Raw genomic sequence first — 12,984 nt, 5'->3', positions numbered from 1 at the left:
CGAGGCGAGCCTGCGGCGAGCTCTCCGTCTGAAGGCCCCCACAGATCCCGGCGTGCGGAAACCCGGTTTCTCCTGCGAGCATTCACATCCGGTCGCGTCCCTCGAACGGGTCTGACGGACCCCTCCCCCCCCCCTGCTCGAAAGGCACTCCTGCGATGACCGAGACGTCGACCGCCCGATCGACCGGCGCCCCTCCCGCCCCCGACAAGCGCGCCTGGCGCTCGCTGATCGTCCTGCTCGCGGGCATGTTCATCGCCCTGCTCGACACGACCATCGTGAACGTGGCGCTGCCCACCATCCGCACCACGCTCGACGCCTCCGAGTCGACGCTCTCCTGGATCATCTCCGGCTACGCCCTCGCGTTCGGCCTCGCCCTCATCCCCGCCGGCCGCCTCGGCGACCGCTTCGGGCACAAGTGGGTCTTCGTCAGCGGCATCGCCCTCTTCACCGTCGCCAGCTTCGCGTGCGGACTGGCCGCGGACGACACCCAGCTCGTCATCGCCCGCATCGTGCAGGGCCTGGCGGGCGGCGTCTTCGTCCCGGCGGTCAACGCCTACATCCAGCTCCTCTTCCGCGGCCCCTCGCGCGGCAAGGCCTTCGCGGTGATGGGCGCGGTCCTCGGCGTCTCGTCGGCGCTCGGCCCGATCATCGGCGGCCTGATCATCCAGGCCTTCGGCGACGAGAACGGCTGGCGCCTGGTCTTCTGGGTGAACCTGCCCATCGGCGTCGCGACCCTGATCGCCGCCGCGGTCCTCCTCCCCGCCCGCCGCGACCTCGAGGCCGGCGACCGCGCCCCGAGCGGAGGCGTCGACTGGCTCGGCCTCGTGCTCGTCTCCGGCGGCCTGGTCGCCCTGCTCGTCCCGCTCATCCAGGGCGAGGACGAGGGCTGGCCGCTGTGGACCTTCCTCTCGATCGCCGGCGGAGTCCTGCTCCTCGCCGCGTTCGGCGCCTGGGAGGTCCTCCACGTCCGCCGCGGCCGCGCTCCCCTGGTGCCGCCGTCGCTGTTCCGCCACCCGGCCTTCACCGGAGGCGTGATCCTCGCGCTGGTCTACTTCGCGGCCTTCACGAGCATCTTCTTCACCATCTCGCTGCTCTGGCAGTCGGGCCTCGGCCACACCGCGCTCGAGTCGGGCCTGGTGTCGATCCCCTTCGCGATCGGCAGCATCATCAGCTCCTCGCAGAGCAACCGGATGACCGCGCGCCTGGGCCGCAACGTCCTGGTGATGGGCAGCGGACTCCTCGCCGTCGGGCTCGGCTGGGTCTGGCTGGTGCTGCTGACCGCGACCCCGGACTCGATCAGCAACTGGCAGCTCCTGCCGCCGCTGCTGATCGCGGGCCTCGGCAACGGCTTCTTCATCGCCCCGAACGTGCAGTTCATCGTCTCGACCGTCGACCCGCAGGACGCGGGCGCGGCGAGCGGCGTGATCTCGGCGATCCAGCGCATCGGCTCGGCCGTGGGCATCGCGGTCATCGGCAGCGTGCTGTTCGGGAGCCTCGTCATCACGGGTCCGGACACGGTCGCCTCGGGCTTCCTCGACGCCGCGGCTCCCGCAATGCTCCTCAGCACCCTGATGGCGGTCGCCGCCTTCGCGCTGGTGTTCGTGCTGCCGAAGTCGGTCTCGCGCCGGGGCTGAGGGCCCCTGTCCGGTCGCCGCACGCCGGCGGCCGGGCGCGCGGAACGTACGCCGCCCGGAGCTCCGGCGCGGCGGGCCCCCCGCCTGATCCGCGGGCGGCCCGGGAGCCTACGCCCGAGCGGCCGCCGCGGCCTTCGCCGCCGCCGGCAGCGCGTCCACGATGCGCCCGATCGCCGCGTCGTCGTGCGCGGCCGAGACGAACCAGGCCTCGTACACCGACGGCGGCAGCGAGACGCCCGCATCGAGCATCGCGTGGAAGAACGCCGGGTAGCGGAACGACTCCTGCGCCTGGACCTCGGCGTAGTCGCGCACCGGCCGGCCCAGGTCCGTGAACATGAAGCTGAAGAGGCTCCCGGCCGTCTGCACCGTGTGCGCGACGCCCTCGGCCGTCAGCGCCGCCGACACCTCGCGCTGGAGCGTCAGCGCCGTGGCGTCCAGCGAGGCGTAGACCGCGTCGTCGGCCAGCTGCAGCGTCCGGATGCCCGCGGCCACCGCGACCGGGTTCCCGGAGAGGGTGCCCGCCTGGTACACCGGCCCGAGCGGTGCCAGGTGGTCCATGACGTCCGCACGGCCACCGAGAGCCGCGACCGGCATCCCTCCGCCGATGACTTTGCCGAAGGTGTAGAGGTCGGCCCGGTACGGAGCCTCGGCGCCGCGGTTCTCGAGCCCCCACCAGCCGCCGGCGCTCACCCGGAAGCCGGTCAGCACCTCGTCCATGATCAGCAGCGATCCGTTCGCATGCACGAGCTCGGCGAGGGCCGCGTTGAAGCCCGGGTCCGGAGCGACGACGCCCATGTTGGCGGCCGCGGCCTCGGTGATGACCGCCGCGATGTCGGCGCCGCGCTCGGCCAGGACCGCGCGCACCGCCTCGAGGTCGTTGTACGGCAGCACGATCGTCTGGGCCGCGGTCGCGGCCGTGACGCCGGCGGAGGCGGGCAGCGAGAGAGTCGCGAGACCGGAGCCGGCATCGGCGAGCAGCCCGTCGGAGTGGCCGTGGTAGTGGCCGGAGAACTTGATCAGCAGGTCGCGGCCGGTGACGCCGCGGGCGAGGCGGATCGCCGTCATCGTCGCCTCGGTGCCGGTGGAGACCAGGCGGAGCTTCTCGATCGGCGAGACTCCCCCGGCCGTGATCCGCGCCTCGACCAGCTCGGCGAGGTCGGTCTCGGCGGGAGTGGACGCGCCGAACGAGAGACCGCGGGCGGCCGCCTCCTGCACCGCCGCGACGACCTCGGGGTGCGCGTGCCCGAGGACGGCGGGGCCCCAGGAGCAGACGAGGTCGACGTACTCGCGCCCGTCCGCGTCCGTGATGTACGGGCCGGCGGCCGAGACCATGAAGCGCGGGGTCCCGCCGACCGAGCGGAACGCTCTGACGGGCGAGTTGACGCCTCCGGGGATCGCGTGCCGGGCACGCTCGTACAGGGTGTCGTTCGCCGAGGTGGTCACCCCTCCAGGGTACGCGCGCCGCCCGGCGCCCTCGCGCCGGAGGAGCGCTTTCGGACGAGACGCCGAGGCTCGCTCCCAGGAGGAGGAGCGGCTACTTCAGCAGGTCTCGAGCGATCTCGACGGCCCAGTACGTGAGAACCGCGTCGGCCCCCGCGCGGAGGATCCCCGTGACCGACTCCAGGATCGCCGGCTCGCGCGAGATCCAGCCGTTCGCGGCGGCGGCCTCGATCATCGCGTACTCCCCCGACACCTGGTACGCCCAGACCGGCACGTCCGAGACGGAGGCGATGTCCGAGAGCACGTCGAGATAGCTCATGGCGGGCTTCACCATCACCACGTCGGCACCCTCGGCGAGGTCGAGGGTCGCCTCGCGCAGGCCCTCGCGGCGGTTCGCCGGGTCCTGCTGGTAGGTGCGGCGATCGCCCTCGAGCGTGGACTGCACGGCCTCGCGGAACGGACCGTAGAAGCTGGAGGCGTACTTCGCCGAGTACGCGAGGATCGCGGTGTCCAGGTGCCCGGCGCCGTCGAGAGCGGCGCGGATCGCTCCGACCTGGCCGTCCATCATCCCCGAGAGCCCGAGCAGGTGGGAGCCGGCCTCGGCCTGGGCGAGCGCCATCTCCTCGTAGCGGAGGAGCGTGGCGTCGTTGTCGACGCGCCCGCGGTCGTCGAGCACGCCGCAGTGGCCGTGGTCGGTGAACTCGTCCAGGCACAGGTCGGTCTGCACGACCAGCGCGTCGCCGACCTCCTCCACGACGACCCGCGTCGCGGCGTTGAGCACGCCGTCGGGGTCGGTCGCACCGGAGCCGACCGCGTCGCGCGTGGTGGGCACGCCGAACAGCATCACGCCGCCGATCCCCGCCTCGGCCGCCTCCGTCACCGCTCCGCGGACGCTGTCCAGCGAGTGGTGCATCACCCCCGGCATCGACCCGATCGGCCGGGCCTCGGTGATCCCCTCGGCCACGAAGAGGGGCAGGATCAGCTGCGCCGGGTGGATGCGCGTCTCCTGGACGAGACGGCGGAGTGCGGGGGTCGTGCGGAGGCGGCGCGGGCGGATGGCAGTCATGTCCTCCAGCGTAATCCCGCCCCGCCGAGCACCCCCCGGGAGCGCGGACGCCCCACCCCGTGGAGGTGCTCCGGACGCAGGACGTCAGCCGAGAGGCGGGTACCCGGCCTGTGAGGCGAGGCCCGCCCCTCCCGGCCGACGTCGCGCCGGAGAGGCGGCTCAGCGGGGAGCGCGCTCCGTGGCGACGGCGGCGACCGCGTCGATGAGGGAGGAGGCCGAGCGCTCATCGGCGACGACGTCGACGCGCAGGCCGAAGTCGCGGGCGTCCTTCGCGGTCTGCGGGCCGATCGCGGCGACGAGGATCGACTCGGGCACCGGGCCGAGCTGCTTCTGGACCTGCTCCGCGACGCTGCCCGAGGTGACGAGGATCGCGTGCACGGCTCCGCCGGCGACATCCGCCACGACGCGCTCCTCCACCGGGACGCCGACCGTGCGGTAGGCGACCACGGAGCGCACGTCGTGCCCGATGCGGGTGAGGCCCTCGGTGAGCAGCGGCTTGGCGATCTCGGACCGCAGCGTCAGCACGCGCAGGGGGTGCCGACCGCCGGTCGCCTCCTCCCACTCGGCCAGGAGGCCGCGGGCGGAGTTGTCCTCGGAGGGGACGAGGTCGACGGAGTAGCCGGCGGCGACGAGCGCGGCCGCCGTGGTCTCTCCGACCGCCGCCACCTTGGTGCTGGCGGGCACGGTGGTGCGCAGGAGGGACAGGACGTCGACCGTGGTGGCGCTCGTGACGGTCATCCAGTCGAAGGCGCCGGCCTCGAGGTCGGCGAGGGCCTGCTCGAGCGCCGGGAAGTCGTCGGTCGGCGCGAAGTTGATCATCGGAGCGACGACGGGCGAGGCTCCCTTGGCACGGAGAGCGGCGGCGACACCGTCTCCCCACGGGCCTCCGCGGGGGACGAGGATGCGCCACCCCTGCAACGGCTTCTCCCACTGGGAGTAGGCGGCGGGGACGATCACGAAGGGGCTCCCAGGGGTGCGAGTTCGGCGGCACCCGCACCGAGAAGCGCGTCAGCGAGCAGAGAGCCGCAACGGAACGCGGCTTCGACGACGGGCAGTTCGCGACCACCATACTGCGGATCCGCCCGGTGTCGACCACCGCCGACCGAACCGTTATCGACCGGCTCCGCGACCTCTCGTGCGAGGGACGCCGTGCCGTCGACGGCGAAGACCACGCCGTGCAGGACCACGCGGTCCTCCTCGACGACCGCGGAGGCTCCGATCGGAGCGGCGCACCCGGCCTCGAGGGAGGCGAGGAGCGACCGCTCGGCCGTGATCGCCGCGCGGGTCGGCACGTGCTCGACCGCCGCGAGAGCGGCACGCAGCTCCTCCGACGGCTCCTCGTCGCGCACCTCGATGGCCAGCGCTCCCTGACCGGGGGCGTGCGGGGAGACGTCGAAGCCGAGCACCTCGGTGATCGCGTCGACCCGGCCGAGGCGGCGCAGGCCGGACAGGGCGAGCACGATCGCGTCCAGCGGCGAGTCGCTGCCGGGCAGCACCCTCCGGAGCCTGGTGTCGATGTTGCCGCGGATGTCCACGATCTCGAGGTCCGGACGGGCGGCCAGCAGCGCCGCGCGCCGACGGGGCGAGCCCGTGCCCACGCGGGCTCCGACCGGCAGGGTCGCCAGGGTGAGCCCGTCGCGGGCGCAGAGCGCGTCGCGCGGGTCCTCCCGCTCGGGGACCGCTCCGAGCAGCAGGCCCTCCACCGGAGCGGTGGGCAGGTCCTTCAGCGAGTGCACGATCGCATCGCAGCGCCCGGCGAGCAGCGCGTCGCGCAGGGCGCTGACGAACACGCCGGTGCCGCCGAGGGAGGCGAGCGAGCCGCGCATGCGGTCGCCGTCCGACTCGATGCGCACCAGCTCCACGGGGACCCCCGCGGCGGCCGACATCAGATCGGCCGTCATCCGGGTCTGCGCCACCGCGAGCGCGCTCGCGCGGGTGCCGACTCTGATGCTCACGACAGACGACTCCTCATCACGGTGCGACTCCCGCCAGGGCGGGCTTGAACCCCGCTCGCACGTTCTCGCAGCAGCCGGGGCGGCAGACGTCGTACCAGGGGCCGAGCGCCGTCATCGAGGGCCGGTCCTCGGTCGGCACGCCGTTGACGCGCTCGAGGACCAGGTCGATCAGGCCGGAGACGTAGACCGGGTCCGTGCCGGGGGTCGCGACGCGGAGCGCGACGAGTCCGTGCTCCTCCGAGGTCTCGAGGGCCTCGTTGTCGAGGTCCCACATGACCTCCATGTGGTCGGACACGAAGCCGAGCGGGACGATCAGCAGCGCGCGGCGGCCGCGGGCCGGCAGCTCCGCGATGGCGTCGTTGATGTCCGGCTCGAGCCAGGGCTGGGTGGGCGGGCCGGAGCGCGACTGGTAGACCAGCTGCCAGGGCACGTCCTCGTCCGTGGCGGCGGCCATGACGACCTCGGCGACGGCGAGGTGCTGCGCCTCGTAGGCGCCGCCCGGTCCGAACTCGTGCACGTCGACGACGGTGCCGTCGTCGTGGCGCTCGTGGGGTCCGCTGCGCTCGGCGTCGGCCATGGGGATCGAGTGCGTCGAGAACAGCACCTCCACCTCGGACGTGACATCGAGGTCGGGCATCCGCTCGCGCAGCTCGTCGAGCCCGTTGTGGACGGCCTTGATGAACGGCATCACGAAGCCGGGGTGGTCGAAGAACTGGCGCACCTTGTCGATCCGCAGCTCGCCCTCGAGGCCGGTCGCGTCGAGCGCCGCCGCGTAGTCCTCGCGGTACTGCCTGCAGGACGAGAAGGAGGAGTACGCGCTGGTGGCGATGGCGAGCAGGTTGGTGAACCCGCGCTCCTTCGCCTCGGCGACGGCCTCGCTCATGTAGGGCGCCCAGTTGCGGTTGCCCCAGAGCACGGGGAGGTCGATGCCGCGGTTCGCGAGCTCGGCCTCGAGCGCCTTCTTCAACGCGCGGTTCTGCGCGTTTATCGGGCTGACGCCGCCGAAGTGGCGGTAGTGGTGGGCGACCTCCTCGAGGCGCTCCTCCGGGATGCCGCGGCCGCGGGTGACGTTGCGGAGGAACGGGATGACGTCGTCCTGACCCTCGGGCCCGCCGAAGCCGGCGAGGAGGATCGCGTCGTAGGCCACGGGGACCTCGACGTGCTCGGGGCCGGACGCCGCCGCGGGGGTGGCCCCGCGGACGAGGATCGGCTCGCTGGTCGTGTCGCTCATCGGAGCACCTCGGCGATCTGGTCGGCGTCGATGCGCCGGCCTGTGTAGAAGGGGACTTCCTCGCGCACGTGGCGGCGGGCCTCGGTGGCGCGCAGGTCGCGCATGAGGTCGACGAGGTTGACGAGCTCCTCGTCCTCGAGGGCGAGGATCCACTCGTAGTCGCCGAGCGAGAACGAGGCGACCGTGTTGGTCAGGACGGAGCGGAACCGCGAGCCCTGGCGCCCGTGCTGGGCGAGCATCGCCCGGCGCTCCTCCTCGGGGAGGATGTACCACTCGTAGGAGCGGACGAAGGGGTAGACCGTGAGCCAGCGGGCCGGCGCCTTCCCGCGCATGTAGGCGGGGAGGTGGTTCGAGCTGAACTCGGCGTCGCGGTGCACGCCCATCGCGTTCCACGTCGGCAGGAGGCCGACCAGCAGCTCCGTGCGCCGCAGCTCGCGGTAGGCCCGCTGCAGCTCCTCGGGCGCCGGGCCCGTGAGCCACAGCATGATGTCGGCGTCGGCGCGCAGGGCCGAGACGTCGTAGGTGCCGCGGACGGTCACGCCCTCGCTCTCGAGCTGGGCGACGAGGTGCTCGTACTGCTTCACAGCGGGATCCACGGCGTCGCTGGAGAGGGTGAACGGACGTGCGGGATCCCTGCGGAGAACCGCCCAGAGCGTGTATCCCAGGGCCTGATCGGAGTGATCCTGATCGGCGGGGGGCTGCGGCGCCGGAGCGGCGGCGCTCGTGTCGGGGGCGGACTGAACGGGACCCGCCGTGCCGGCGGTCTGATCGGTCATTGATCCATCATCCCTCCGCTCGTGCCGATGCACAAAAGCGGCGGGGGCTCTGGCGCCGGAGGGCCCGGGACGCTAGCGCCCCGGGCCCTCCGGCACTCAGTCCTCGATGATCTGCTTCGCGACGCCCCAGACGACGAGGCCCACGGCGGCGGCGGCGCCGACCGCTCCGGCGATCAGCGCGGAGGGGTTCTGGCGGCGCACCACCTGGAGCTTGCGCTCGATCGTCCGCTGGGCGGTACGCACCTTGCGCGGCACGTTGACCTTGTACTCGATCGCGTCGAGGGTCGCGGCGAGCTCGGAGCGAGCGCGCTCGATGTCGGCCTTCAGCTGGCCGGGCTTCAGCTCCGCCGGGTCGACGAAGCGGGGCGTGGTGCTGCTGACGGATCGCTCAGTTGTCATAGCTGCCCACTCCCTTGAACGCCTGGACGTCCTTCTTGATGCTGTTGATCGAGTCCTGCGGCACCGGCGGCACGGCCTTCTTGATGGTGCGCACGCCGACGAGGGCGAGGATCACGGCCACCAGGAGGAAGAAGACCGTCACGATCAGCGCCGACAGCCAGGCCGGAAGCCAGGAGGCGATGCCGATGATCGCGAAGGCGACCAGCGTCGCCCACGCGGTCAGGAGGAGGAAGGCCGCGACCGCGAACAGGCCGACGGCCAGACCCGCGCTCTTCGCCTTGCCCGCCAGCTCGTTCTTCAGCGAGGCGACCTCGGCCTTGACGAGCTCGATCACGAGGCCGGGCAGGTCGCTGACCAGCTCTCCCAGTGATCGGGCGTTCTTGGGATTGCGTTCGTTCACCACGGGAGCTCCTCGAGGGTGGGACGTGCCGGCCGGCGCGCGCCTGGCACGGCCGGAGGGATGAGCACTAGGCCCTGCTGGTGGAGGTGGACGTCGTCGACCCGCCGGAGCCGGCCGACGCCGCGGCCTCGTCGACCTTCGAGGCCGCCTTGCGGGCGGCGGCCGACGCCTCCGCGTCGCTCGCTCCCTGGGCCTTCCTGCCGCCGGACACGGCCTTGATGACCACCGAGCGCACGACCTCGTACGCCTTGTCCGAGACGCTGCTCAGCTGGGTCTTCGCGGCACCGCCGACGGCGCCCGCGACGTCCTGCACCGGCTGGGTCCGCCAGAAGCGGCCTGCCGCCGAGGCGATCTGCTCGTACCGCTTGCGGCCGGCACGTGCTCCCAGCACGTACCCGGCTGCGGCTCCTGCCACGAAAAGAATCTTGCCCTTCACGCCTACTCCTCGTCCTGGGTCGCTCTCGCGATCGTCCACGCGGTCGGTGACCACTCGTGCCGGGGCACGCCGCACGCTCGCGCGGATGCCTGGGCCTAAGAGTAGCCGTCGGCGTCGCGGGCGTCGCTCGGCAGCCCGACTCCTTGACGCACCAGTCGGCGCCGGATAAGGGCGGCCGTCTCGGCGGCGTGCGGGAGCACCGAGGCGAGGCCCGTGCCCGCGATCCAGGTGCCGGTCACAGCGACTCCCTCGATCGGGAGGAGCGCCTCGCGGAACGCCTCCAGGTGCGCGCGGCGGCCCAGCGCCGCGGCGGGCCGGACGTTGGCCCAGCGCACCCGGGCGGAGTCGACGAGCGACGCCGGATCGAGGGCGAGTCCGAGCAGCGTCGAGGCGTCGAGCAGGGCGATCGCGGCCGCCTCGGCATCGGTGCGCCCCTCGAGCGGCGGGCGCTCGCCCGGGCGCCCGTAGGAGAGGCGCAGCACGTGGCGGCCGGGAGGGAGGGAGGCGGCCAGCCAGTCCCACTTCGCGGTCGCGTGCGTGATCGCCTTGGCCGTGACGTCGGTGGCGGTGGGCGCCACGAGCACGCCGGAGCCGCGGGGGGCTGCGTCCAGGCGGGCGTCGTCGAGGACCAGGGTCACCAGCTCGACGGAGTCGTGGGGCGCCTCGTCGGCGCGCTCCGCGACGGCGGGAGCGAGGCCGGCGAGCAGCGCCCGGGCGTCGCGCTCCGGGGTCGAGACGATCACCGCTCGGGCGCTCAGAGCGCCGTCGGCGAGGGTCAGGACGAAGTCCCCGTCGGAGCCCTCGAGCCGCTGCACGGAGGCGCCGGTGCGGATCTCGCCGGAGAGGTAGTCGATCCGCTGGACCAGCGCGGCGACCAGGCGGTGCATCCCGCCTTCGAGCCCGCGGACCGCGACTCCGGCCGGGAGGTTCGCGCGGAGGGCGGCCACGGCCCGGGCGAGGGAGCCCGCGCGGGTGAGCGCGCCGTTCAGTCCGGGTGCGGCCAGGTCGACGTCGATGTCGTCCGGCCGGCTCGAGTAGACGCCGGAGACGACCGGCGCGACCAGGTCCTCGAGCACGCGCTCGCCCATCCGGGTGCGCACCAGCTCGGCGAGGGAGTGCGCGCGGCCGATGCGCAGCACCGGCATCAGGGTGTCGAGCCAGGCGCGCCAGGCGCCGCGGCGGCCGATCGCCCGCACGACGTCGGGGGCGAGCGGCGTGCCGGGGATGCCGAGGATGCCGGCCCGGGGCGACGGCACGGAGCGGCCGCCCGAGAGGTGCAGCCACGAGCCGTGCGTCCGGGGCTCGACGATCGACTCGGCGAGCGGGACGCCGTCGAGGGTCAGCGCGGCGAGCGTCCGCTCGACGTGGCCGCCGCGGGTGGCGAAGCTCTCGGCGCCCGCGTCGAGCGCGGCTCCGGCCAGGGCGAGCGGAGAGACGGAGCCGCCGACCCGCTCCCCCGCCTCGAGCACCACGACGCGCAGGCCGATGCGCAGGCACTCCGCGGCGGCGGCGAGCCCCGCCACTCCGCCGCCGACGACCGCGACGTCGTACGACGCCGCGTCGCGGGGGCGCTCCTCGCTCACGGCCGCCAGGCGTGCACGAACGCGACGAGGCGCGTGAGCACGTCGGGGTCGGTCTCGGGCGGCACGCCGTGGCCGAGGTTGAGCACGTGCGCGGGGGCGCTCAGGCCCCGGCGGAGCACGTCGTCGACGTGGGACTCGAGGACCTCCCACGGCGCGGTCAGCAGCGCCGGGTCGACGTTGCCCTGCACCGGCACGAAGCCGCCGAGGCGGTGGTTGGCCTCGTCGAGCGGGATCCGGTAGTCGACGCCCACCACGTCGGCGCCGATGCCGTGCATCGCTCCGAGCAGCTCGCCGGTGCCGACGCCGAAGTGCACGATCGGGACGTTGCGGCGCGTCTCCCCGTGGTCGAATGCGAGGTCGCGCACGTGGACGAGGGCGCGCGCGGAGGCGGGAGCGACGTGGGTCGTGTAGTCCGAGAGCGAGAGCGCCCCGGCCCAGGAGTCGAAGAGCTGCGCGGCGCTGGCCCCTGCGAGCACCTGCGCGCGGAGGAAGCGGCCGGTGACCTCGGCGGTCCACTCCATCAGCTGAGCCCAGGCGGCGGGGTCGGCGTGCATCATCGTCCGCGCGCGCAGGTGGTCCTTGGACGGGCCGCCCTCCACCAGGTAGGCGGCCAGGGTGAAGGGAGCGCCGGCGAAGCCGATGAGTGGTGTGTCGCCGAGGCCCGCGACGGTGCGGCGCACGCCCTCGCGGATGGGCTCGAGCGTCTCGTCGAGCACGGACGGGTCGATCGAGGCGAGCTCGGCGACGTCGGCGGCCGTGCGCACCGGCTTCTCGAGCACCGGACCGCGCCCGGGGACGATGTCGACGCCGACGCCCGCGAGCCGCAGCGGGATCACGATGTCGCTGAAGAAGATGGCCGCGTCCACTCCGTGGCGCCGCACCGGCTGCAGGGTGATCTCGCTCGCCAGCGCCGGGTCGAGGCAGGCGTCGAGCATCTTCGTGTCGGTGCGCAGGGCCCGGTACTCCGGGAGGCTGCGGCCGGCCTGGCGCATGAACCAGACGGGCGTCCTCTCGCCCCGCTCGGAGCGGTAGGCGCGCAGGAGCAGCGAGTCGGCCGTGCGGCCGGCGGAGAGGGGGTGCAGCGGATCGAGCAGGCCGTCGGTGGGGGAGGTCACCGCGGCATTATTCCAGGCGCATCCGTGCATTCCTCCCCAGTCCGGGACCCCGCCCCGCAGAGCGCGGGTAGACTGATGTGGTGCTTCTGTGTCTGACGGCGTCGCACAAGAACGCCAGCTTCGATCTCCTCGAGAAGCTCTCCGTCGACTCCTCCGCCGTGACCGCGGCCCTCTCCGAGGGGATCGACTTCGTCTCCGGAGCCGTCGTCGTCGCGACCTGCAACCGCTTCGAGGCCTATCTCGACATCGAGGAGCCGCTGACCGCCGCGCAGGCCGTCGCCGTCGAGGCCGCCACCGCCGCCGTCAGCGCCGCGACCGGCGTCGAGCAGGACGAGCTGCGCGGGAGCGTCGACGTCGTCTCGGGCGACCGGGTGGCCGAGCACCTCTTCGCCGTCTCCAGCGGGCTCGAGTCCGTCGTGGTCGGCGAGGGCGAGATCGCGGGCCAGGTCCGCCGGTCCCTCGAGGAGGCGCGCCGCCTCGGCACCACCTCCTCCGAGCTCGAGCGGCTGTTCCAGCGCGCCTCGCAGACCTCGCGCGGCATCAAGAACCGCACCGGCCTCGGCAGCGCCGGCCGCTCGATCGTGCGTCTCGCGCTCGACCTGGCCGCGAGCCGCGTCACCGACTGGCGGGCCGCCCGCGTTCTCCTCGTCGGCACCGGCAGCTACGCGCGGGCGACCGTCGCGGCCCTGCGCGACCGCGGAGTGGTGGACATCGCCGTGCACTCCCCCTCCGGCCGCGCCGAGGGCTTCGCCGCCCGCCGCTCGCTCCGGCCCATCGCCGCCGCCGATCTCGCGCTCGAGGCGGTCTCGGCCGACATCGTCATCACCTGCACGACGACCCAGGAGCCGGTGCTCGACGCCGGCGACCGAGGTGACGTCGGAGGCGACGTTGCGCGGCAGGCCCAGGTCGATCACGAGCTGGCGCTCGCGAGAAAAGCCCTGGAGGCGCC

13 protein-coding genes are annotated in these 12,984 nt (G+C 73.5%); 2 read left to right on the top strand and 11 right to left on the bottom strand.

Annotated elements, in window-relative coordinates:
- The first annotated feature begins 155 nt into the window (after positions 1-155).
- On the top strand, positions 156-1,634 hold the full coding sequence (locus C5D04_RS02395; RefSeq protein WP_104257675.1) for an MFS transporter: 1,479 nt from the start codon (positions 156-158) through the stop codon (positions 1,632-1,634).
- A gap of 108 nt (positions 1,635-1,742) precedes the next feature.
- Here C5D04_RS02395 and hemL read toward each other — a convergent pair whose 3' ends face one another.
- The 11 genes from hemL to hemE form a co-directional block, all read right to left on the bottom strand.
- The gene (hemL, locus tag C5D04_RS02390) at positions 1,743-3,077 is read right to left on the bottom strand and encodes a glutamate-1-semialdehyde 2,1-aminomutase (RefSeq protein ID WP_104246920.1); all 1,335 of its coding nucleotides are present in this window, start codon (positions 3,075-3,077) and stop codon (positions 1,743-1,745) included.
- Between the two features lie 91 nt (positions 3,078-3,168).
- Complete coding sequence (gene hemB, locus C5D04_RS02385) at positions 3,169-4,140, bottom strand: porphobilinogen synthase (protein WP_104347169.1); 972 nt, start codon at positions 4,138-4,140, stop codon at positions 3,169-3,171.
- Between the two features lie 159 nt (positions 4,141-4,299).
- On the bottom strand, positions 4,300-5,094 hold the full coding sequence (locus C5D04_RS02380) for a uroporphyrinogen-III synthase (protein ID WP_104295301.1): 795 nt from the start codon (positions 5,092-5,094) through the stop codon (positions 4,300-4,302).
- Positions 5,094-6,095 (bottom strand): hydroxymethylbilane synthase, encoded by a 1,002-nt coding sequence (hemC, locus tag C5D04_RS02375; protein ID WP_104249903.1) that lies wholly within the window; start codon positions 6,093-6,095, stop codon positions 5,094-5,096. The genes C5D04_RS02380 and hemC overlap by 1 nt, the downstream gene beginning before the upstream one ends.
- Before the next feature lie 16 nt (positions 6,096-6,111).
- Positions 6,112-7,326: a ferrochelatase gene (locus tag C5D04_RS02370; RefSeq protein ID WP_104222877.1), complete on the bottom strand. Its 1,215-nt coding sequence runs from the start codon at positions 7,324-7,326 to the stop codon at positions 6,112-6,114.
- A complete protein-coding gene (gene hemQ, locus C5D04_RS02365) occupies positions 7,323-8,102 on the bottom strand; it encodes a hydrogen peroxide-dependent heme synthase (protein WP_104222878.1) in 780 nt (259 codons plus the stop codon). The genes C5D04_RS02370 and hemQ overlap by 4 nt, the downstream gene beginning before the upstream one ends.
- 96 nt (positions 8,103-8,198) lie before the next feature.
- On the bottom strand, positions 8,199-8,501 hold the full coding sequence (locus C5D04_RS02360; RefSeq protein WP_104222879.1) for a DUF3618 domain-containing protein: 303 nt from the start codon (positions 8,499-8,501) through the stop codon (positions 8,199-8,201).
- Positions 8,491-8,901, bottom strand: coding sequence for a phage holin family protein (locus C5D04_RS02355; protein ID WP_258062864.1), 411 nt, complete (start codon positions 8,899-8,901; stop codon positions 8,491-8,493). The genes C5D04_RS02360 and C5D04_RS02355 overlap by 11 nt, the downstream gene beginning before the upstream one ends.
- A gap of 67 nt (positions 8,902-8,968) precedes the next feature.
- Positions 8,969-9,337, bottom strand: a complete 369-nt coding sequence (locus C5D04_RS02350; protein WP_146085379.1) for a hypothetical protein — start codon at positions 9,335-9,337, stop codon at positions 8,969-8,971.
- A gap of 95 nt (positions 9,338-9,432) precedes the next feature.
- A complete protein-coding gene (locus C5D04_RS02345; RefSeq protein WP_258068818.1) occupies positions 9,433-10,920 on the bottom strand; it encodes an NAD(P)/FAD-dependent oxidoreductase in 1,488 nt (495 codons plus the stop codon).
- Positions 10,917-12,065, bottom strand: a complete 1,149-nt coding sequence (hemE, locus tag C5D04_RS02340) for a uroporphyrinogen decarboxylase (RefSeq protein ID WP_104222882.1) — start codon at positions 12,063-12,065, stop codon at positions 10,917-10,919. Before hemE ends, C5D04_RS02345 begins: the two co-directional genes overlap by 4 nt.
- 50 nt (positions 12,066-12,115) lie before the next feature.
- Here hemE and C5D04_RS02335 point away from each other — a divergent pair.
- Positions 12,116-12,984 (top strand): glutamyl-tRNA reductase (locus C5D04_RS02335; protein ID WP_104347168.1); only part of this gene is annotated, 869 nt, incomplete at its 3' end.

Origin of the sequence: Rathayibacter sp. AY1D2, assembly GCF_002932695.1 — a bacterium.
GTDB lineage: Bacteria > Actinomycetota > Actinomycetes > Actinomycetales > Microbacteriaceae > Rathayibacter.
The sequence above is the reverse complement of the archived record's forward strand: the minus strand, read 5'-3'. Positions and strand labels throughout refer to the sequence as shown.

Coding starts and splice junctions, on each gene's coding strand:
- C5D04_RS02370 (WP_104222877.1), bottom strand. CDS start 7,326: ATGAGCGACACGACCAGCGAGCCGATCCTCGTCCGCGGGGCCACCCCC.
- C5D04_RS02395 (WP_104257675.1), top strand. CDS start 156: ATGACCGAGACGTCGACCGCCCGATCGACCGGCGCCCCTCCCGCCCCC.
- hemQ (WP_104222878.1), bottom strand. CDS start 8,102: ATGACCGATCAGACCGCCGGCACGGCGGGTCCCGTTCAGTCCGCCCCC.
- C5D04_RS02360 (WP_104222879.1), bottom strand. CDS start 8,501: ATGACAACTGAGCGATCCGTCAGCAGCACCACGCCCCGCTTCGTCGAC.
- hemE (WP_104222882.1), bottom strand. CDS start 12,065: ATGCACGGATGCGCCTGGAATAATGCCGCGGTGACCTCCCCCACCGAC.
- hemB (WP_104347169.1), bottom strand. CDS start 4,140: ATGACTGCCATCCGCCCGCGCCGCCTCCGCACGACCCCCGCACTCCGC.